General features: G+C 54.5%; 18 protein-coding genes. 9 read left to right on the top strand and 9 right to left on the bottom strand.

Annotation, left to right across the window (positions count from 1 at the left end; translation table 11 throughout):
- Window positions 1-146 precede the first annotated feature (146 nt).
- On the top strand, window positions 147-1,382 hold the full coding sequence (locus tag BJU60_RS08975; RefSeq protein ID WP_070328549.1) for an exo-beta-N-acetylmuramidase NamZ family protein: 1,236 nt from the start codon (window positions 147-149) through the stop codon (window positions 1,380-1,382).
- Between the two features lie 113 nt (window positions 1,383-1,495).
- Window positions 1,496-2,419 carry a CAP domain-containing protein gene (locus BJU60_RS08970; RefSeq protein ID WP_070328548.1) on the top strand — a complete coding sequence of 308 codons (924 nt, stop codon included), beginning with the start codon at window positions 1,496-1,498 and terminating at the stop codon, window positions 2,417-2,419.
- A 38-nt stretch (window positions 2,420-2,457) separates the two neighbouring features.
- On the opposite strand, the gene BJU60_RS08965 is transcribed toward BJU60_RS08970, so the two are convergent.
- Both BJU60_RS08965 and BJU60_RS08960 read right to left on the bottom strand, forming a co-directional pair.
- A complete protein-coding gene (locus BJU60_RS08965; RefSeq protein ID WP_070328547.1) occupies window positions 2,458-2,655 on the bottom strand; it encodes a CsbD family protein in 198 nt (65 codons plus the stop codon).
- 55 nt (window positions 2,656-2,710) lie between these two features.
- A complete protein-coding gene (locus BJU60_RS08960) occupies window positions 2,711-3,109 on the bottom strand; it encodes a hypothetical protein (RefSeq protein ID WP_070328546.1) in 399 nt (132 codons plus the stop codon).
- Window positions 3,110-3,258: 149 nt separating this feature from the next.
- Between BJU60_RS08960 and BJU60_RS08955 the strand changes: the two genes are divergently transcribed.
- Genes BJU60_RS08955 through BJU60_RS08945 form a run of 3 tightly spaced genes read left to right on the top strand, consistent with a single transcriptional unit; the run spans window position 3,259 to window position 6,423 of the window.
- Window positions 3,259-4,191: an ABC transporter ATP-binding protein gene (locus BJU60_RS08955; protein ID WP_070328545.1), complete on the top strand. Its 933-nt coding sequence runs from the start codon at window positions 3,259-3,261 to the stop codon at window positions 4,189-4,191.
- 5 nt (window positions 4,192-4,196) lie between these two features.
- Window positions 4,197-5,336 (top strand): ABC transporter permease, encoded by a 1,140-nt coding sequence (locus BJU60_RS08950; protein WP_254281679.1) that lies wholly within the window; start codon window positions 4,197-4,199, stop codon window positions 5,334-5,336.
- Window positions 5,323-6,423: an ABC transporter permease gene (locus BJU60_RS08945; RefSeq protein WP_070328543.1), complete on the top strand. Its 1,101-nt coding sequence runs from the start codon at window positions 5,323-5,325 to the stop codon at window positions 6,421-6,423. Before BJU60_RS08950 ends, BJU60_RS08945 begins: the two co-directional genes overlap by 14 nt.
- A 39-nt stretch (window positions 6,424-6,462) precedes the next feature.
- Here BJU60_RS08945 and BJU60_RS08940 read toward each other — a convergent pair whose 3' ends face one another.
- Window positions 6,463-9,147 carry an HD domain-containing phosphohydrolase gene (locus BJU60_RS08940; protein ID WP_254281678.1) on the bottom strand — a complete coding sequence of 895 codons (2,685 nt, stop codon included), beginning with the start codon at window positions 9,145-9,147 and terminating at the stop codon, window positions 6,463-6,465.
- 202 nt (window positions 9,148-9,349) lie between these two features.
- Between BJU60_RS08940 and BJU60_RS08935 the strand changes: the two genes are divergently transcribed.
- The 3 genes from BJU60_RS08935 to BJU60_RS08925 all read left to right on the top strand — a co-directional run bounded on the left by BJU60_RS08935 (window position 9,350) and on the right by BJU60_RS08925 (window position 12,796).
- Complete coding sequence (locus BJU60_RS08935; protein WP_070328542.1) at window positions 9,350-9,658, top strand: PadR family transcriptional regulator; 309 nt, start codon at window positions 9,350-9,352, stop codon at window positions 9,656-9,658.
- 5 nt (window positions 9,659-9,663) lie between these two features.
- Entirely contained in the window at window positions 9,664-10,848 is a 1,185-nt protein-coding gene (gene chrA, locus BJU60_RS08930) for a chromate efflux transporter (protein ID WP_070328541.1), read from the top strand.
- 172 nt (window positions 10,849-11,020) lie between these two features.
- A complete protein-coding gene (locus tag BJU60_RS08925; RefSeq protein ID WP_070328540.1) occupies window positions 11,021-12,796 on the top strand; it encodes an acyltransferase family protein in 1,776 nt (591 codons plus the stop codon).
- Window positions 12,797-12,806: 10 nt separating this feature from the next.
- Here BJU60_RS08925 and BJU60_RS08920 read toward each other — a convergent pair whose 3' ends face one another.
- Window positions 12,807-13,310, bottom strand: coding sequence for a YdcF family protein (locus BJU60_RS08920; protein WP_083274087.1), 504 nt, complete (start codon window positions 13,308-13,310; stop codon window positions 12,807-12,809).
- Window positions 13,311-13,611: 301 nt separating this feature from the next.
- Here BJU60_RS08920 and BJU60_RS08915 point away from each other — a divergent pair, with 301 nt between their 5' ends.
- Complete coding sequence (locus tag BJU60_RS08915) at window positions 13,612-14,703, top strand: DHHW family protein (protein WP_167615712.1); 1,092 nt, start codon at window positions 13,612-13,614, stop codon at window positions 14,701-14,703.
- A gap of 88 nt (window positions 14,704-14,791) precedes the next feature.
- Here the strand turns inward: BJU60_RS08915 and BJU60_RS08910 are convergent, their stop codons facing one another.
- Genes BJU60_RS08910 through BJU60_RS08890 form a run of 5 tightly spaced genes read right to left on the bottom strand, consistent with a single transcriptional unit; the run spans window position 14,792 to window position 20,359 of the window.
- A complete protein-coding gene (locus BJU60_RS08910) occupies window positions 14,792-16,222 on the bottom strand; it encodes an MBOAT family O-acyltransferase (RefSeq protein ID WP_070328537.1) in 1,431 nt (476 codons plus the stop codon).
- 58 nt (window positions 16,223-16,280) lie between these two features.
- Window positions 16,281-17,390, bottom strand: coding sequence for a non-hydrolyzing UDP-N-acetylglucosamine 2-epimerase (gene wecB / locus BJU60_RS08905; RefSeq protein ID WP_070328536.1), 1,110 nt, complete (start codon window positions 17,388-17,390; stop codon window positions 16,281-16,283).
- A complete protein-coding gene (gene tagH, locus BJU60_RS08900; protein WP_070328535.1) occupies window positions 17,387-18,244 on the bottom strand; it encodes a teichoic acids export ABC transporter ATP-binding subunit TagH in 858 nt (285 codons plus the stop codon). The genes wecB and tagH overlap by 4 nt, the downstream gene beginning before the upstream one ends.
- A gap of 13 nt (window positions 18,245-18,257) precedes the next feature.
- A complete protein-coding gene (locus BJU60_RS08895; protein ID WP_070328534.1) occupies window positions 18,258-19,055 on the bottom strand; it encodes an ABC transporter permease in 798 nt (265 codons plus the stop codon).
- Window positions 19,056-19,069: 14 nt separating this feature from the next.
- Window positions 19,070-20,359 (bottom strand): nucleotide sugar dehydrogenase, encoded by a 1,290-nt coding sequence (locus BJU60_RS08890; protein WP_070328533.1) that lies wholly within the window; start codon window positions 20,357-20,359, stop codon window positions 19,070-19,072.
- Between the last annotated feature and the right edge of the window lie 82 nt (window positions 20,360-20,441).

Raw genomic sequence — 20,441 nt, 5'->3', positions numbered from 1 at the left:
AGAAATCGGTGGCTTTTTTAGGTATAACGAATCAAATTAAGAAATCTAATTTCCTATTTACGATATATTTTATTGAATTATAAATACAAAATGCTACACTCTGAGTAGTTGTTAAAGCGCTTACATTTCCTAAAGGAGGAACTCTTATGAAGAAATGGATTGGTGGCCTCGCTGCCCTAACGCTCGTGACCTCATCCGTCGTCTTGCTCGACGCCGATGCCAAGTCGACACCGAAGAAACCGAAAGTTGAACTCGGGGTCGACCGGTTGATGGACGACCCGGAACTGCTCGCAGGTAAACGCGTCGGGCTGATCACGAACCCGACCGGTGTCGATGCCACGATGACGAGCATCGTCGACTTGTTTCACAACGCGGACGACTTTGAACTGACGGCACTGTACGGACCGGAGCACGGCGTCCGCGGTGATGCGCAGGCCGGCTCGACGATCAGCTCGTATATCGACGACGTGACCGGTCTTCCGGTGTATAGCTTGTACGGGGCGACGAAAAAACCGACGCCTGAGATGCTCAAAGACGTCGACGTGCTCGTCTTCGATATCCAAGACGTCGGCACCCGTTACTACACGTACATCTATACGATGGCGTACGCGATGGAAGCTGCGGCCGAGAATGACATCCTGTTCGTCGTCCTCGACCGGCCGAATCCGCAAGGTGGCCTCCGTGTCGAAGGACCGGTGCTCGATCCGGCCTATTCAAGCTTCATCGGCCTGTACCCGATCCCGCTCAAACACGGCATGACCGTCGGTGAACTCGCACGTCTGTTCAACCGTGAATACCAACTTCAAGCCGACCTCGAAGTCGTCAAGATGAAAGGCTGGAAACGCTCGATGCTGTACGAAGATACAGGCCTCCCGTTCGTCATGCCGTCACCGAACATGCCGACGACCGACACGGTCAACGTCTATCCGGCGACTGGACTGTTCGAAGGAACGAACCTGTCCGAAGGGCGCGGCACGACGAAACCGTTCGAATTGATCGGCGCCCCGTACATCAACGCGCACGAGTACGCCAAGACGCTGAACGCGCTCGACCTTTCAGGTGTTAAGTTCCGCGCCGCCTCGTTCACACCAACGTTCTCGAAGAATGCGGGCAAGCTATCGCACGGCGTCGAGGTCTACGTCACCGAACCGACGAAGTTCGAAGCGGTCAAGACCGGCATCGCCATGTTGAAAGTGGCGCACGACTTGTACCCGGCCGACTTCGAGTTCCTCGCGAACGACTTCATCACGAAGCTGACCGGAAACGCCTACGTGAAGGACATGATCCTCGACGGAGAGTCGCTTGAGGCGATCATGGATAAAGTCGACGCCGAGCGCGATGCGTTCTTACCGATTCGTAAAGATTATCTTCTGTATAAATGAAACGAAGGCAGGCTCTTTTGAGTCTGCCCTTATTTGTAATCCAATGGTAATACCCACTATTGCCCTATTCAATATATTATATGGTTATATTATCGGAAAAGGAGACTTCCCTCTTGAAAAAACCAACTACCATCCTCGTATCAAGCGCACTCGCCGCGGCGCTCACGTTCACCCCGTCGACGGCTTCACTCCCGCTCGAACAGGCCACCGTCCAAGCGGCGTATACAGAAACAGCAATCAACACGAAAGGTTCGGTCACGGGCATCAGCCAGCTCCCGGTCCGCAAAACACCGTCGCTTTCAGCAGCACGACTCGGCTCGATCAAGCGTTACGGCACGATGACCGTCCGGACGTCGTTCACCGTCGGCGGATCAACGTGGTACAAGATCAAATGGGGGGCTGGGGTCGCCTACGTCCCGGCCGCTTACGTCAAACTATCGACGGCGGAAGTCGCGTTCAAGAAAACGGCTTACGTCGCCCCGTCGAGCGTCTATTTGAAATCACGGCCGCTCACGACGTCTTCGAACGTCGCTTTCCTCCGCCAAGGTGTAAAGCTCGAGACGAGCTCGTACCGTTATACCGGCTCGACACGTTGGTATAAGGCGACGAGTGGGACGAAGACCGGTTACATCATGGCGAAACACGTCACGTTCACCGCTCCCGCGAGCGGCGTCTTGAGCGAGACGAACAAAGAGCGCCAAGCGGCTGGCCTGACAACGCTCGCCGCCTCGAGCGAAGCGAACCGCGTCGCCCAAGTCCGGGCCGATGAGATGGCACGGACCGGTCAATTCTCGCACCAACTCCGTGAGAACGGCAGCCCGGGTGACACGCTCGACGCCTACAACGTCAACTATCGTGGCTGGGGCGAGAATATTTATATGGGGTCGAGCGACCCTGGCCAAGCGGTCGACGCTTGGATGAACTCGAGCGGGCACCGCGCCAACATCTTGAACGGCCGCTTCACGCATCTCGGGGTCGGCACAGCGAAAAACGCACAAGGATCGACGATTCATGTCCAAGTGTTTTTGACGAAATGAAAAATGGAGGATCGCCCCATGGCGGTCCTCCATTTTGATTAGCGGCGCTCGTCTTTCAAGCTTTCGAGATCTTGCTGGGCTTGGCCCGTCTTCTCTTTTGCCGTACCTTTGACTTGATCCTTTTGACCTTCACGTTTGAGCGACTGATTGTCCGACGATTTGCCGACTGCTTCTTTCGCTTTTCCGGCCGCTTTATCGATGAACCCGTCGACTTTTTTGTTTAGTCCGTCTTTCATATGAATCTCCTCCTCGTGGTATCGTGTCTAAACAATGTACCACTCTGAAGAAAACTCAAACATAGTGCTCTTTGACGAGCACACGAAACCGCGGCCGGACGGTCAGCTCGATCGTCGTCACGGTCCGAGTCCGGTCCTCGGTCATGACGATTAAAAGCTCCCCATGGTCGCGCCGGTCTTCGAGCACTTCAACTTTGCTGACGGTGCGGAGCAGTTGATAGTAGAGCAGTTCGCCCGTCTCGCCTTTGACGTTCACCTCGAACTCGTGGTAGCTCGGGGAGACTTTAAAATAGAACGACTCTTTCCCGTTCGTGAAGCGGAACACCGACTCGTCATAATAAAACGGGAGCGTCGCATCCATCCGCTTCGGCTCGACCGTGCAAAACAACGCCCACGCCATCTCGTCAGGAAATTTTTCACCCGCTTCTCCTTTGTTGAACTGCCACCCTTTCATACTCAATCCCTACTTCCCTCTTTTTATAATTGTCTGAATAATCGGACTATAATAAAATGATTCGCCAACACGTTCAAAATCCCTGCAAACGGGAACAAATCTCTGTATGCTCTTTTTCTGTCCGTCCATCTGAAAGGGGTTGCGTCCACGTGTCCATCATCGCACTCGACCATGTCACGAAGCGTTTCGGGGAGACGATTGCCTTGAACGACTTCTCGCTCCACGTCGAAGCAGGCGAACTGTTCGGTCTGCTCGGTCCGAACGGGGCCGGCAAGACGACCGCCATCTCCGTCATGCTCAACCTATATCCTGCCGACAGTGGTACGATCCGTATCTTTGACCGCGTCATGCCGAAAGACGAACAGGCGATCAAGCAACGCGTCGGCATCGTCCCGCAGCACGTCTCCGTCTATGACCAGCTGACCGTGTTCGAGAACATCCAATTTTTCGCCGAACTTTATGGCTTCAAGCCGGCCGAGGCGAAACAAAAGACCGAGGCCGCCCTCGACTTCGTCGAGCTGACCGCTCACCAAAAGAAACGTCCGCCGGAACTGTCCGGAGGGCTGCTGCGTCGTTTAAATATCGCCTGCGGCATCGTCCATGAACCGGAGCTCATCTTTATGGACGAACCGACCGTCGCCATCGACCCGCAGTCGCGGAACACGATCCTCGAGAACATCCGTGAGTTGAACCGGCGCGGGGCGACGATCATCTATACGTCCCATTACATGGAGGAAGTCGAGATGCTGTGCGACCGCGTCGCCATCGTCGACGAAGGGAAGATCATCGCCGAAGGGACGCAAGACGAGTTGAAAGACCAAGTCATGACGCTCGAGACGGCCCGCATCAAAGTTGATGCCTTGACGCCAGGGCTCATCGAACGGCTCGGCGCACTCAGTCAAGTAAAGAAAGTCGAGTATCATGAGCCGTACATCGAGGTGTCGCTCGAGAAAGACACGCCGCTCGCCCCGCTCCTCGACGTGCTCCACGACGCGAAGGTCCGGTTCACGTCGATCACTGTCGACCGCCCGTCCTTGAATACCGTCTTCCTGGCCTTGACTGGCAAGACGCTAAGGGAGTGACGGTCATGAAGACGTGGACGTTCATCAAATACGATGTCAAACAACAACTGCGCGACCGCTCGACCTTGTTTTGGATGTTGCTGTTCCCGATCATCCTCATCTTCGGGCTCGGCACGATGCTGTCTGCCATTTTCAGTAACGATTTCTCACTCCCGGTCACAGACGTCGCTTATGTCGAGCAGTCGACCGACGACTATCGCGTCCCGCTCGAGACGTTCCTCGCCGACGATGACATCAAGGCGTTCGTCAACCTCGTCCCGTACGACAGCGTCGCCGCTGCCGAACGTGGCGTCAACGACGGCGATGCCGACGTCATCTTGCACCTCGACGGGTCAAACGTGCGTCTCTTGTATGAAGAACCGACGACGATCGAGTTCGATGTGCTCGAGGCGGTCATCCGGCAATATACCGACGTCGCCAATCAACAGATCATGCTCGCCGAGTCAGGCGTCGCCGTCCCGTTCGAGCCGGAGACGTTCATCGACAGCGAGAGCGTCGACTTGTCGGGCCGCACCCCGACCTCGCTCGAATACTTCACGGTCACGATTTCGATCATGACCGCCTTGTTCGGCGCCTTCTATATCACGGGCATGCTCAGTGAAGAACAGCCGATGACAGGCAGCTACCTGCGCATCCAAGCGGCTCCGGTCAAAACGATCGAATATAGGCTCGCCCGCACGGTCAGCCGTTACGTGCTCATCTTCCTGCAGCTCGTGCTCGTCTTTTGGTTCAGCCACTTCGTCTACCGAAGCTTCTCGCTCGACTACGTCCACTTCGGACTGTTGTTTCTCGCCTGGGTCGCACTCGCCCTTTACGGCACCGCGTTCGGATTTATAATCGCCAGTTTGCCTCGCATCACGCGCGGCACGAAAGACGCGATCGTCAACGGTAGCGTCGCCATCATCATGATCCTCTCCGGGGGCTACGTCCCCGGATTCGACCAAGTGACGTTAAGCGTCGCACCGTGGGCGAAGTACGTGTTCATGCCGATCTTTATGCGCGACGGCATCCTCCAAGTGCTGCTCCGGGGCGGGGACGTCACCTTGTTTTGGCAAGGTCTCGGTTGGCTCGCCCTGCACGTCGCCGTCTTCACCGTGATCAGCCTGCTGTTGTGGAAAGGAGTGAGCCGCCGTGGTCTTGTTTAGGCATGTCGCTAAACGGATGCTCCGAAGAAAAGGGTTATGGGTGTTCACGTTCGTATCCGTCTTCGGATTCGCCCTCGTCCTGTCGTTCCTCAACTCGACATCTGCTTTGAACGTCTCGATCGGTATTCTCGACCGTGACGGCGGCTCGTTGTCGGGCCGGGTCATCGAAGAGGCGGGCCGGTTCGGTTCGGTGACACCGCTTGAGACGGACGAGGCCGACGAGGCGCTGCTCGAAGGACAAGATATCGTCTTAACGATCCCGGACGGTTTTACGGAAGACTTGTTCGCCGGCGACATTCCGCGGCTCTCGTTCAGCGCGACCGAAGGGAGTGACGCCGCCTTGATCGAACAGGCGCTCAACTCCCATCTTTCCCGCGAGCGGCAACTGCTCGCGGCGAGTGAGTTTGACGAAGGGCGGTTCCTCGAGTTGGCGGAAGCGGAGACAATGAACGGTTACACGCTCTCGAGCGAGCCGTTCCAAGAAAGTGTCGGCACGACCGCGCGGACACAGGCGTTCCTCGGGCTGTTGTCGTTCGTCATGATGTCGGCGTTCCTCCAATTCATTCCGCTTTTTGTCGCCGACGACCGGGATGAATTGATTTACTCGCGCTTGTTCGCGGCACCGGTCACGCCGCGCCGCTACGTCGGGTCGCTGTTTTTATCATTTTGCGCCGTCGGCCTCATCTACGTGCTCATGCTGCTCGTCTTTAGCGCCGTCCTCTATCGGCAAGACATCATCGCTCACCTCCCCGTGCTCACGTTGTTGTTCACCGTCTATTTGTTCGTCTGTCTCGCGATCGGTTCACTCATCGCGGTCCTCGCGACGAATCGGGACAAGGCGAACATTTGGCAGACGTCGGTCACGATGGCCGCCGCCATCACCGGGGGCGCCTTTATCAGCTTGACGTGGCTCCCGGAGTCGCTCCAGCTCGTTGGACGCTTCTTGCCGACCTATTGGTTCAATAGCGGGGTCGCCGACATGTATGACGATCGGTTCCCGACGCTGTCTGTCCTCGTCATGGTCGGTATGGCGCTCATCGTGTTCGCAGCGACCGTCTTCGCGTTGAAAAAACGACCGCTCACATGACACAAAAAAGGCGAGACACTCATCAGAGCGTCTCGCCTGTTAGCGTTGTAACGTCGGAACAATCTTTTGGAAGAACACCTCGACGAGCACAGGGTCGAACTGACGACCTGCCTCTTGTTCGATGACGGCGAGCGCCTCGGCGAGCGTCTTCGCTTGGCGGTACGGTCGGCCCGTCATCATGACGTCGAACGTGTCGGCGAGCGCGATGATTCGGGAGGCGAGCGGAATATCAAACCCGCTGATGCCGTTTGGATAACCGTTCCCGTCCCAACGCTCATGGTGCGACAGCACGATCTCTGACAGCGTCCCGTACTCAGGGACAGTGCTCAAAATATTGTAGCTCACCTCGGGATGTCGTTTGATCTCGCGCCACTCGGCTTCGGTCAAAGCACCCGATTTGTCGAGAATCTCATTACTGATCGCGACCTTGCCGATATCGTGCAAGATGGCGGCCGTCTTCAACTCGTTCACGTCACTGCTCGTCAAGTTCATCGCCTCGCCAAGCTGACCTGATAGCTCGGCGACACGCTGCGAGTGCGCCTCTTCGCGCGGGATTTTCTCATACAGCGTCCGCATGATCAATTGAATCGAAGAGTGGCGGCGGCTCTGCTTCTCGGACACTTTATGATGGTACATCTGGTCTTCAGCCAAATTGAACACGTCCATGATCGACAGTGCGCCGTCGGTTTTGACCGCTTCTCCGAACGATGCCGAGATCGGCAACCCTTCAATCGATTTTTCAAGGAATAAACGGCTCAATCGATTGGACAACTGCCGCGCGTCAGACAACGGCGTATTCGGCAAGATGATCACGAATTCGTCACCGCCGATCCGGGCGACCGTATCGACACCGCTGATTTCACGCTTCAAAATATTCGTCGCTTCGATCAAGAGGCGGTCTCCGACCAAGTGGCCGAACGCGTCGTTCGTCAGTTTCAGGCCGTTGATGTCGACGACGATAAGGGCGAGCGGGTAATAGCCCGGCTCGTCGAACGTGACGAGCGCCTCGTCGAAGTAGCGGCGGTTCTTCACCCCGGTCAACTGGTCGTGATAGCTCAAATACTCGATTTCCATCTCGTACGTCTTCTTCTCGGTCACATCCCCGATGTAGCCGTGCCAGAGCACGTGCCCCTCGGCGAGCTTCTCGGGACGGGACGACCCGAGGATCCACTTCGTCCGCCCGTCCGGCATGTACACCCGGAACTCGGCGTCCCAAATCGTCAAGCTGCGATATGACTCTTGGATGCTCGCCATCACTTGCGGATAATCGTCCGGATGGATTTTTGAGAAGATGAGATTCGCATCCCGTTTCACCTCGTCCGCCGTGACCCCGGTCAACACTTCAAAGCCACGGCTGAAGAACGGGAAGTAGAACGACCCGTCCGGCCGGAGCTCGAACTGGTAGATGGCGCCAGGGACCTGGTCGGACAACTTCGTCAGCAGACGGTCGCGCTCGGCGAGTTCCTCTTCGAGCTGGACGCGTTCGGTCACGTCCTTGGCGACGGCGTAGATGTAGTTGCCTTGGACTTTGCAATGCCATTCGATCGAGCGGTAATCTCCATCGATCGTCCGGAAGCGGTTGACGAACCGGAACAGTTCACGCGCCGTATCGAGCTCACTAAAGGCCGCTTCGGTCTTCGCCTGATCGTCAGGATGGACGAGCCCGATGAAGTCCATGTTCTCGAGTGACTCGATTGGGAAGCCGAGCACACGCTCCCACGCCTTATTCAAATGCAGTACGTCTCGCGTCGTCAATGACATGATGCACTCGAGGTCGACGGTGGCGAACCCTTCAAACATCGATTCTTTCGCCTCACCGACTTGACGGTCGACTTTCGTCATCTGTTCGAGGATATGGACGATGTACAGCTCGACGAGACCGAGACGGTCGGCCCGCTTCTTCCCTTGCATGACGATCGTCAAATCACCGTAAAAGACGCCGTCTTTTTCAATCTTGAACAAGATGACTTGCCCGAGGTCGAAGATGCGTAAAATGTTTTTGACGAGCCGTTTCGGCAACACGCCTTCAAGCAGCGGGTCGATCTCGTCCAAGATGATCGGACTCGGCAACTCCAACAGCTCGATACGTTTCCGGCTCATCGGCCATTTCTTGCCGACCGGGTGGAAGCCGAGGACATCCAAGCTGCGTTCGAGCAGCTCGTCGATCCCAGAGATCGCGACCGTCGAGTACGTTTGTCCATCGTCATTCATCAAGTTGAGCGTCACCGCTTTCGCACCGGTGAAGTCCCGGATTTGGTCAAGGAAATGTTGGTTCATCAACAGTTCCCGGCCCGTGGCGACGAAGCGATGCGACACGTTGACGAGTTGTTTCAAGGCGTTGTTCTCTTGGACGTGCGGGGTGATGTCATGGAACAAGGTCGAGACGTAACCTGGTCGTTCGCTGAAGACGGACAGTTCATACCACGCTTTGTTTCGGCGCGAGAAGTGTTCGAACTTGATCGTCTCGCCGTTGTTCACCGCTCGCGCGACTTGAACGATCCATTCGCGTTCGCTGTATTCAAAGTCTTTCAACTGCTTGGTGATGCGTCCGCCGAGAAACTGTTTGCGCTTCGCCTTCATCATTTTTTCGAACGCTTCGTTCACTTCGACAAACTCATAATCGACCGGCTCCCCGGCACCGTCGAAGATGACTTTGAATTCGACGTAGCCTTGGGGCATATGGCGCAACAAAGATCTGTATTGGGTGCTGTCTCGTTCTGTCACGTCATTTCCTCCTACGCTGTTTTTCTACATTTTAGTTTACCTCATTTTCGATGAATTCCCTATATTTTCCGAATCGATTCCTGCCAATGTGCAAAGGTTAAGTTTTTGTAAATGCCGCCTCACAGGTTGCACGGTTCCCTCCCCGTTGTTAGTATGATTACGAAACCCGATATCGAAAATCGATTTCAAGGAGATGAAGCAAGTGGAAGACCGCGTCCTTCGTAAGCTGTTTCTTGGTTTTATTCATATCCACATCTTGCACCATGCGTCCGAACACCCGGTTTATGGGGCGTGGATGGTCGCAGAGCTGCGCGAGCACGGTTACGCGATCAGTGCCGGGACGCTCTATCCGATCCTGCACGGCATGGAACAAGACGGCCTGCTCGCTCGGACGAACGAGTTGGTCGACGGTCATATCCGCAAGAACTATACGACGACCGAAAAAGGGCTCGTCGTCTTGGCCGAAGCCCGTCAAAAAGCGCACGAACTATTCAAAGAGATCAAGGAGTGAAACCAATGGCCAATCAACGTGTGACGTTCAAGACGTTACTGGAGATTTTATTCGTATCGACCCGGCTCGGCTTGACGTCGTTCGGCGGACCGGTCGCCCACCTCGGCTACTTCCATGAGGAATACGTAAGGCGTCGGAAATGGATGGACGAGCGAACGTATGCCGACCTCGTCGCCCTCTGTCAGTTCTTACCTGGCCCTGCGAGCAGTCAAGTCGGGATCGGGATCGGCATCGTCCGTGGCGGTATCCTCGGCGGTATCACCTCGTTCATCGGCTTCACGGCACCGTCCGTCATCGCCCTCATCTTGTTCGCCCTTTTAGTCTCAGGACTCGACGTCTCGGACGCGGGCTGGCTGTACGGCTTGAAAGTCGTCGCCGTCGCCATCGTCGCCCACGCCATTCTCGGTATGGCCGGCAAACTGACACCGGACGCAAAGACGCGGACGATCGCCTTCTTCGCGCTCGCCGGTGTGCTCCTCTGGCAGACGACGTATAGCCAAGTGCTCGTCATCGTCTTGGCCGCGCTCGCCGGATTCTTGCTGTTCAAGCCGCAAAACCTTGACGTCAAGTCGGCCTCGTTCCCGCTCTCGAAACGGCTCGGGGCGACGCTGCTCGGTCTGTTCGGAGCGTTACTCGTCATCTTGCCGCTCTTGCGCGAGACGATTGAAAGCCAGTCGCTCGCCTTGTTCGACAGCTTTTACCGGTCTGGTGCCCTCGTCTTCGGCGGTGGTCACGTCGTCTTGCCGCTCCTCGAGCGCGAGCTCGTCCCGGCCGGATTCTTGAGCGAAGAGGCGTTCCTCGCCGGCTACGGGGCGGCCCAAGCCGTACCGGGTCCGCTGTTCACGTTCGCGTCGTACCTCGGGACCGTCATCAACGGTGTCCCGGGCGGACTGCTCGCGACGTTCGCCATCTTCTTGCCGGCGTTCCTGCTCATCCTCGGGGCGTTACCGTTTTGGGACGCACTCCGGCGCAACCCGAAAGTGGCCGGTGCGTTGATTGGTGTCAATGCGGCCGTCGTCGGAATTTTGATCGCCGCATTCTATCAGCCGATCTTCACGAGCACGGTGAATGGCGCCGTCGACTTCGTCTTCGCCGCCCTCTTGTTCGTCATGATCGCCTATTGGAAACTGCCGCCTTGGGCACTCGTCATCGCTGGCGTCATCGGCGGGACGATTATCGGAATGTTGTAACGTGACTAGGGACTTCGTGTCCCTTTTTTTGTTCCCTGTTATTCTCCACTTCGCAAGTTAAAATGTTAATCATTTGAAACTTTTTCAAGTCTAGCGCTCGCTATACTGGAGTATGGATCCCTTTACAAAAGAGGGAAACGTTCCGCTCGGACTTGAGAAAGGAAGTGGGGTCATGCAGCCCTTACACCATAAAACAACGTATATGCCAGGTCTCGATGGCCTGCGCACGTTCGCCGTTTTTGCAGTCATACTCTTTCATTTGAACGCACCATACATACCCGGCGGCTTCCTTGGCGTCGACTTATTCTTCGTCTTGTCCGGTTATTTAATCACCGGCATCTTGCTTCGTGAGCAAGCAAAACACGGACGGATCAATTTGAAACGATTCTATGTCGCCCGGTTCCGGCGCCTGTTGCCGGCGCTCGTCTTCATGCTATCGGTCGTCATGGCGTACGTCACGTTGTTCGAGCGCGGACTGCTCGATACGGTGCGCCAAGATACGCTCGCCGCGCTCGCCTACGTGAACAACTGGTGGTATATCTTCCACGACGTCTCGTACTTCGAGAGTTTCGGCAAGCCGTCACCGCTCCAAAACCTGTGGTCGCTCTCGATCGAGGAGCAGTTCTACTTGGTCTGGCCGCTGCTATTGATCTTTGGGCTGACCATGAAGAAACGCTTCCTCCAGCTCACCGGCATCGTCTTACTCGCTTCAACCGTTTGGATGGCGATCAGCTTCACACCTGGGACCGATCCGAGCCGTGTCTATTACGGCACCGACACGCGTCTGTTCGCGCTCCTCATCGGGGCGTTGCTCGCGTTCGGTTGGCGTCCGGATGCGTTCAAGCGCGACATGCCAGCGCTCGGTCTTCGTATTTTGAACGTCGGTGGCGCCGGAGCGCTCATAACGCTCGTCACGGTCATGATGACAGCGAACGCTTATGATGCGTTCCTGTATTATGGAGGTTTCTTGCTCGTCGCCGTGGCGTCAGGTGTGTTGATCGCCGCGACGGCCCATCCGTCGACGCTCTGGTCCCGTCTGTTTGGAAGCGCTTGGCTTCGGTTGATCGGGACACGGACGTACGGCATCTACTTATGGCACTATCCGGTCATCATCTTGACGACCCCGCTTGAGCGGATCGGTTCGTTCAATCCCCTTCTCGCGCTCGGTCAAGTTATGATCACGCTGCTCATCGCTGAAGCGTCTTACCGCTACGTCGAGACGCCGATTCGCCGCGACGGGTTCCGCCATGTCATCCGCAACCTGATCCCGACTCGCAACATCAAACCGGCTCGACTGTTCGCGATCACAACCGCGACGGTCTTGTCATTCGTCCTCGTCGGGAATTTGACGATCCTCGCGTTCACGGATAACTCGGACCGGCAACACGAGCTCCCGGTCGTCAAAGCACCGAAGCCGAAGCCAAAAGAAACGACGACCGAACGGCCGGTCGAGTCATGTCCGCCCGCCCTTGCCATCGGCGACTCGGTCTTGCTCGGCTTGAACGAGTATCTCGGTACCGCGTTCCCGAACATGACGATCGACGCCGAAGTCGGCCGCCAAGTCCGTGACGCGCAAGACGTCGCCGCGGTCTATCGTGAATTTGACGCCCCCGGCCACGTCGTCTTCCTCCACCTCGGGACGAACGGAGCTTTCAAGATGGAACAGCTCGACACGTTGATCGGTATGTTTGAATCAGCCGATCACGTGTACGTCATCAATACGCATGTCCCGCGCCCGTGGGAACGTGAAGTGAACGAGTTGCTCAAGCGCGCGAGCGAGCGGCACGATTTCGTCACGCTCATCGACTGGCATGAAGCGTCCGCCGATAAAGCCGACTACTTTGAGAGTGACGGTGTCCATTTGAACATCGATGGCGCCGAGGCGTTCGGAAAGTTGTTGTCTGAAGAGATCGGCTGTCACGACGAACAAGGACTTAGCAACCGCTAAGTCCTTGTTTTCATGGGCGCCACTTCCAGCGCATATAGTTGATCAACAGCTTGATATAGGCGAGCTGTTCACGGATGACATACTTCGCTTTCGCGGCAGCCGGCGTCGGGGCATAGAGCGCGTCCGTCCCGAGCCCGAAGTAGAGCCGCCCGACGAGCCGGGCCCGGCGCACATGGAAGTCGTTCGTCACGACCGTCAGTCCCGTCTCGCCTGCCCACACGTCGCGGCTGAATAAAAAGTTCTCGTACGTCGACGTCGAGTCGGCTTCGACGTGAATGCGTCCCGGGTCGACGCCACGGTCGATCAATTCCCGGGCAATGACGCGCCCCTCGGCCATCCCTTCGTCCGGACCTTGCCCGCCGGAGGCGATTAGTTTGACGTGCGGATATTGGTGCGCATATGTAGCCGCCACGTCGATTCGGTTTCGGAGCGCCCGTGACGGTGCCGTCCCGTTCACTTTCGCCCCTAAGATGAGGACGTATCGGTACGTACCGTCCGCTTGATGTCGTCGCATAGGGGTCACCTGCCTTGATTTCAAGTATAGCATCAACGGCTTCTTCGATTGACTGATACGTTTTTGTTACAGTAGGTAAAGCAAATATATGGTAGAATGAGTATCGGATTAATTTGAATTTGAAGGAGTCGCAACAATGCAAAACTTGAATCCTACGCCTCGGAGCACACGACAGCGGCACGAGACGCGACATATCGTTACAAAACGAGTATTCCATAGTTTGCTAATCATAGGCTTCTTAGCCTTTCTTATAGGCGGCGCCTATGTGACGCTCTCTTCGGAGAAACGCGAAGTCTCTGCCATGGAGAATCGCCAACTCTCCAAAGCGACCGCCGACCTCACGTTCGAGAACGTCATGTCCGGCGCCTATATGAAGAGCGTCGAGACGTATGTCACCGATCACGTCTTTAACCGTGACAGCTGGATCAGCTTACATGCGTTTTTATCGAAAGACTTGTTCCGGCAGACTGTGAAGAATGGGATTTATGTTTCGGCTGACGGGACGATGGAATCTCCCATGAAAGAGACGATCGATACGAACATGCTCCTCGATGATCTGTCGGCGTTCACGACATCGATGCAGTCGTCTGGCGTCGACGTCTACTTCGGGCTTGCCCCGAACAAAGCTTCGATGGTCGAAGTCGAACCGAACATGCCTGACTACATGGGCAACGAGGCACCAACAATCTTTAAAGAAACGCGTGACAGCTTGGCTACGGTCGAGGGAATGACGGTCATGGATTACCGGAAGCCACTGAACACGGCAGACAAATTGAGTGACGTCTTTTATAAGACCGACTACCACTGGAATATAAACGGCGCTTATCTGGCTTACGTCCAAACGGTGAAGCAGATTGCTGCCAAACATCCCGAAGTCAGTGATCCGCTCAAGCCAGGCGAACTCCGGACGAAGGCGCACGACCGCCCATACTACGGCTCTTACGCCCGTAGCACAACGCTCCAATACGTCAAAAACGGTGATACGTTCGAATGGATGGAACCAAAGGCCGGATTCACGCCAAGTTCGATTTGTTACAACCGGGCCGAACCGTGTAACGGTAATTTGATCAACAAAAAACCGCTCAAATCAGAAGAGACGTACACGGAGATGTACTCGCTCTTCTTACACCGTAACTGGCCGATCATCACAATGGACCAAGAGGCGCCGAAGAATGATACACGGACACTCATCTTGAAAGATTCGTACGCAAATCCGATGCTAACGCTGTTGCCGGAACATTTTGGTCATCTGTCGGTCATCGATATCCGCCATTTCGATGAGTCATCGATTGAAACGTATGTGAAGGATAACGACATCGACGTCGTCTTGTTCATCCACAACGTCAACCTCGGTGAGTTCATCCCGCTCTATCACGACAAGTTGAATGAGTAAACAAAAGAGAGACGAATCATCCCGAATAGGATGACTCGTCTCTCTTTGTTGTGCGCTCTTCCTAGCCGTTGCTTAGAACAAACAGGAATTAGAACCGGAAATAGATGAACGGGTTGAAACTGCTCGCGATAATATACGACACGGCGAAGATGAAGATTGTCGCCATAAATCCGAGGCGCATGAAACCGGCCATGTAGTTGACCCATAGTTTCTTGCTCTCCTGTTCGAGACGGAGCACTTTTTCCCCAAACACTTTCGGGAGCGGTGTCGCCGCAATCATCGCAATCAGTAAGATGACCCCGTATTGCACGAAGTAGAACATCGCCTCACTATCCCATACCGCCGCTCCATTCAAGTTGAACATGGCCGCCAAGTACGAGATGGCGTACGGGAAGTCATCCGCTCGGAAGAACACCCAACCGATGATGACGACGAACAACGTGAACGCATGGGCGAGCGGTGCCGGAAGTGCTTTGAGCCACGCCCCGAGGAACGCCCGCTCAAGCATGATAAAGATTCCATAGTAGGCACCCCAGGCGATAAATGTCCAACTCGCACCGTGCCAAACCCCGGTCAGAATCCAGACGACGGCGAGGTTACGATAGAGCTTCCACGCACTGCCACGGTTCCCACCAAGCGGGATATAGACATAGTCACGGAACCAACTACCGAGCGAGATGTGCCAGCGGCGCCAAAATTCAGACACCGACTTTGAAATGTACGGATAATTGAAGTTCTCAAGGAAATGGAAACCAAACATCCGTCCTAGCCCGATCGCCATGTCGGAATATCCAGAGAAATCAAAATAAATCTGAAGCGAGTACGCGATAATCCCGATCCAAGCGAGGCCCATCGACATCTCCCCGGCGTCTTGCGAGAAAATTTGGTCGGCCACGTAGCCGGCGTTGTTGGCGAGGAGCATTTTCTTAGCGAGACCGATGACAAACCGTTGCACCCCGCTCGCAAAGTCGTCCATCGTCTCACGGCGATCATTGATCTCGTCAGCGACCGTCTGATAGCGAACGATCGGCCCGGCAATCAGTTGTGGGAAGAGCGAGATGTAGAGCGCGAGGTCGAGCGGGTTGCGCTGGACTTTCCCATCTTTTCGATACACATCGATGACGTAACTCATCGCTTGGAACGTAAAGAACGACACCCCGATCGGTAGAGGGATTTTGGGATCGGTCAGCTCGAGACCCGTGATGGCGTTCACGTTCTCGATAATGAAACTCGTATATTTGAAGACAGATAACAGCAACACGTTTCCAGCGACCATCGCCCCGACGAGCCATTTCGCCTTCTTCTTGTCGTCACGGTTGTTGTCGACGAGCAGACCGAACGCATAGTTCATGACGATCGATGCGAGCATGACCGTCGTATAGATCGGTTCTCCCCATGCATAGAACAATAAACTGGCAATCAGGAGCACCGTGTTCTTCAAAAAACGCGGTGCGACATAATAGAGAATAAGAACAATCGGTAAAAACCAGAATAAAAAAATCGTCGAACTGAAGAGCATGAGTTCCCTCCTTTCTCATAAAAAATAAAAGGCTGCCCCGAGGGACAGCCTAAACCCATCAACGCGTGAAGCGTTCGACGATTGCGTCGACGATGCGGCGTGACGCCTCCCCGTCCCCGTATGGGTTAGACGCTTTCGCCATGCTTTGGTGCGCCGCCGCGTCAGACAAGAGCTCGTCAGCGAGGCCGAAGATGACTTCTTCTTCAACGCCTGCGAGTTTGAGCGTTCCGGCTGCGACACCTTCTGGACGTTCCGTCGTGTCACGAAGGACGAGGACCGGTACGCCGAGTGATGGTGCTTCTTCTTGTACGCCACCTGAATCTGTCAAGATCAAGTGTGAGCGTGATGCGAAGTTATGGAAATCGAACACATCGAGCGGCTCGATCAAGTGGACGCGGTCGAGATCGTTTAAAATCTCACCGGCCAGTTCCCGAACGATCGGGTTCATATGGACCGGATAGACGACTTCGATATCGTCATATTTTTCAATCAAGCGACGGACAGCACGGAACATATTGCGCATCGGTTCACCGAGGTTCTCCCGACGATGTGCCGTCAACAAGACGAGGCGCTTGCCTTGTGACGTGATCGAGTTCAACAGTTCATTGTCGTACCCGTCTTGAACGGTCGTCTTCAACGCATCGATTGCCGTGTTGCCTGTGACGAAGATGTCTGCTTCTGTCTTGTTCTCACGAAGCAAGTTCTCAGCTGACGTCTCAGTCGGTGCGAAGTGTAAATCAGCCATGACGCCAGTCAATTGACGGTTCATCTCTTCCGGATACGGCGAGTACTTGTTGTACGTGCGTAGCCCTGCCTCGACATGACCGATGGCAATCTGGTTGTAGAACGCCGCGAGTGACGCTGCGAACGTCGTCGTCGTATCCCCATGGACGAGGACGATGTCCGGTTTCGCTTCCTTCATGACTTCATCGAGTCCGTGAAGGACGCGTGTCGTCACGTCGAAGAGCGTTTGATTCTTCTTCATGACGTCTAGGTCATAGTCTGGTGTGATTTTGAACAATTGCAAGACTTGGTCGAGCATCTCCCGATGTTGGGCTGTGACGACGACGATCGGTTCGATCCCTTCACGGTTTTTGAGCTCCAAAACGAGTGGAGCCATTTTGATGGCTTCGGGACGCGTGCCGAACACGGTCATAACTTTAATCATAGTGATTCTCCTTTTCGGGGGTGACGCGGCAAAATGATCGTCTCACCGATATCGTGCTGGTCGACGATCGTTGTGCGTTGTTCCATTTTTTGATGTTTGAACTCCGATTGACGCTTCGAATCAAGCGTACGGAACCATTTCAAAAACTTCATGTACTCGTCGGCCACATCGTCGACGAGTCCGTACTCACGGATCTCACCGTATTCAAGCCAGATCGCCTGCGTACAAAACTGCCGAACTTGTGACACCGAGTGGCTGATGAAGAAGATGGTCTTTCCTTCGTCTTTGAACTCGTTCATCTTGACGAGACAGCGGTCGGTGAACGTTTGGTCTCCGACCGAGAGCGCCTCATCGATGACGAGGATGTCAGGGTTGATATTGATCGAGATGGCGAAGCCGAGTCGCGCCTTCATTCCGCTCGAGTACGTCTTGACCGGTTGATCGATAAAGTCGCCAATATCGGCAAACTCGATAATTTCCGGGGTGATCGCTCTGATTTGATGCTTGTCCATGCCGAGCATGAGGCATTTCAGTTCGATGTTCTCCATCCCGGTCAAGTTTCCGTTCAGCCCAGACGAGATGGCGATGAGCGACGGTTTTCCGCGCAGCTCGATCTTGCCGTGCGTCGGCGGGATGACGTCCGACAGAAGGTTCGACATCGTCGATTTCCCCGAACCGTTAATCCCGAGAATCCCGACGACTTCCCCAGGCGGGACTTCGAACGTGACGTTACGGAGCGCATAAAACTGCTTACCGTTCGCCCGGTTGAACAACACTTCTTTCAGCTTATCACTTTGTTTCCGGTACAACGTGTACCGTTTTGATACGTTTTCAAACTTTACTTGGTAGCTCATACGTCACCGCTCCTTAAATATAGTCAATGAAGTAGCGACGGAAACGAACGTGGATCGCCGAACCGATTAAGAACGTCACGAGCGTGAAGCCCCAGAAGTAGAGGCCGTAGCTAAGATTTTGCATGAGCCAATCCGTTCCGAGGAACATCGATCGGTACCCTTCCACCAAGTAGTAGAGCGGGTTGATCATGAGAATCGTTTCAAGCGTTCCGGTCGGTTGCCAAAAGATAGGTAGTAAATAAAGCATCATCCGAATAATTTGTGACAGCAAATTTTGAAAGTCGCGGATAATCGTGGCCAGTGCCGACGTCAAAAGTGAGAACGCATAAAGGAACGCGAGCGCACTGAGAAGCAGGTACGGCAAGAACAGGATGTTCCAGCCTTCACTGATGCCAAACGCCATCATCAAGATGAACGCGATCACAACCATCGCTACGTGTCGGTATAGTTCCGACAAGATGACGTACGCCGGGATTGTGCTGATCGGGAAGCTCATCTTTGAGACGAGTGCAATCTTCGAAAAAACGGATCGAGAACCACTGACGATGGCCGGTCCAAAGAAGAACCATGGCACAATTCCGGAGACGAGCCATGGAAGGAACGGGACATCACCAACGTCTCGACCCGCACGAAGACCGAACCCGAAGACGAGCCAATAGATGCTGATTTGAATGATTGGCGTCAAGATTTCCCACAAGTATCCGAAGTACTGCATCGAATAGCGACTTTTCGTTTCATATAGAGAGAGTCTCACAATTAAATAGAGACTCTCCCATAGTTCGATGAATACTTGCTTCGAGGCTTTGATCATAGTCGGCACACAGGTTAAGCCAACGTTACTTTTCCGTTGACGTATTCGTACAAGTTTCCGTAGTTTACAACCGCGAGGTCGCTGTCATCAGCCTTCACGATATTACGTGTATCAAAGATCATCGGGCGACGCATCGCTGCGTTCAACTCGTTGAAGTCGAGCGCTTTGAACTCGTTATGGTCAACGAGGACGAGGACGATGTCCGCATCTTTGATTGCTTCTTCTTTCGAGACGAGATCGAAGTGTTTCGACGATGAGACTTCAACGTGTGGATCGTGGACGGCGACGTTCATGCCTTGCTCGAGCATCAATTCGATGATCTCAACAGCTGGGCTTTCACGCATGTCATCAACGTTCCCTTTATACGTTACGCCGAACGCGGCGATTTTTGCGTCTGTTTGACCTGACACAAGTTTTTGAACGTTTTCGACGACGTATGCCGGCATCGAGACGTTCGTGTCACGTGACAACTTGATGATTTTCGCGAGCTCTGGTTGTTTCGCGACGATGAAGTACGGGTCGACCGCAAGACAGTGTCCGCCGACACCTGGTCCTGGGCTGTGAAGATTGACACGCGGGTGTTTGTTCGCCATTTCGATCACGTCGAGGACGTTGATGTCGAGGGCGTTACACACTTTCGCAAGTTCGTTCGCGAGTGCGATGTTGACGTCACGGAACGTGTTTTCCATGAGTTTCGACATTTCAGCCGTCTTCGCGTCCGTCTTGATGATTTCACCTTTTACGAACGTACTGTATACTTTAGCACCGGCTTCGGCACAGTCTGGCGTGATACCGCCAACGATACGGTTGTTGTAAACGAGTTCATGCAGAATTTGTCCTGGGAGGACACGTTCTGGGCAGTGCACGAGGAAGATGTCTTCACCTACGATGAAGCCTGCTTCTTCGACAATTGGTTTCACGAAATCATCCATCGTACGCGGCGCGATTGTCGACTCGACGATGATGACGTTGCCTTTTTCAACATATGGCAATACTTTACGTGTTGCATCCAACACGTACGTGAGGTCACAAGATTTATGTTCGTCATCGTTGTTCGGTGTTGGGACGGCGATGATGAATGCATCTGCCTTCTCCGGCTCGAGCGAGGCACGGAACTTGCCTTTGGCGACGACGTCTTTGACGACGTCTCCGAGGCCCGGTTCTTCGATGTGGATTTCACCACGGTTCAATTTATCGACAACTGACTGATGGATGTCTACGCCGAGCACATCGACACCGTATTGGGCGAAGACTGCAGACGTTGGGAGTCCAATATATCCTAATCCGATTGTACATACTTTCATAGTTGAGCTTACCTCCATAGATGTTAGTGACACTAGTCACTGAATATTGCTTAACATTTCACTTTATTTAAGAATTCATCAA

Origin of the sequence: Exiguobacterium aurantiacum (assembly GCF_001766415.1) — a bacterium.
In the GTDB taxonomy this organism is placed as follows: domain Bacteria; phylum Bacillota; class Bacilli; order Exiguobacteriales; family Exiguobacteriaceae; genus Exiguobacterium; species Exiguobacterium aurantiacum_A.
The sequence above is the reverse complement of the archived record's forward strand: the minus strand, read 5'-3'. Positions and strand labels throughout refer to the sequence as shown.

Bases quoted from the DNA above. Each gene is read 5' to 3' on its own strand.
- BJU60_RS08975 (WP_070328549.1), top strand. From the start codon at position 147: ATGAAGAAATGGATTGGTGGCCTCGCTGCCCTAACGCTCGTGACCTCA.
- BJU60_RS08965 (WP_070328547.1), bottom strand. From the start codon at position 2,655: ATGAAAGACGGACTAAACAAAAAAGTCGACGGGTTCATCGATAAAGCG.
- BJU60_RS08960 (WP_070328546.1), bottom strand. From the start codon at position 3,109: ATGAAAGGGTGGCAGTTCAACAAAGGAGAAGCGGGTGAAAAATTTCCT.
- BJU60_RS08950 (WP_254281679.1), top strand. From the start codon at position 4,197: ATGAAGACGTGGACGTTCATCAAATACGATGTCAAACAACAACTGCGC.
- chrA (WP_070328541.1), top strand. From the start codon at position 9,664: ATGGCCAATCAACGTGTGACGTTCAAGACGTTACTGGAGATTTTATTC.
- BJU60_RS08925 (WP_070328540.1), top strand. From the start codon at position 11,021: ATGCAGCCCTTACACCATAAAACAACGTATATGCCAGGTCTCGATGGC.
- BJU60_RS08920 (WP_083274087.1), bottom strand. From the start codon at position 13,310: ATGCGACGACATCAAGCGGACGGTACGTACCGATACGTCCTCATCTTA.
- BJU60_RS08915 (WP_167615712.1), top strand. From the start codon at position 13,612: ATGGAGAATCGCCAACTCTCCAAAGCGACCGCCGACCTCACGTTCGAG.
- BJU60_RS08910 (WP_070328537.1), bottom strand. From the start codon at position 16,222: ATGCTCTTCAGTTCGACGATTTTTTTATTCTGGTTTTTACCGATTGTT.
- wecB (WP_070328536.1), bottom strand. From the start codon at position 17,390: ATGATTAAAGTTATGACCGTGTTCGGCACGCGTCCCGAAGCCATCAAA.
- tagH (WP_070328535.1), bottom strand. From the start codon at position 18,244: ATGAGCTACCAAGTAAAGTTTGAAAACGTATCAAAACGGTACACGTTG.
- BJU60_RS08895 (WP_070328534.1), bottom strand. From the start codon at position 19,055: ATGATCAAAGCCTCGAAGCAAGTATTCATCGAACTATGGGAGAGTCTC.
- BJU60_RS08890 (WP_070328533.1), bottom strand. From the start codon at position 20,359: ATGAAAGTATGTACAATCGGATTAGGATATATTGGACTCCCAACGTCT.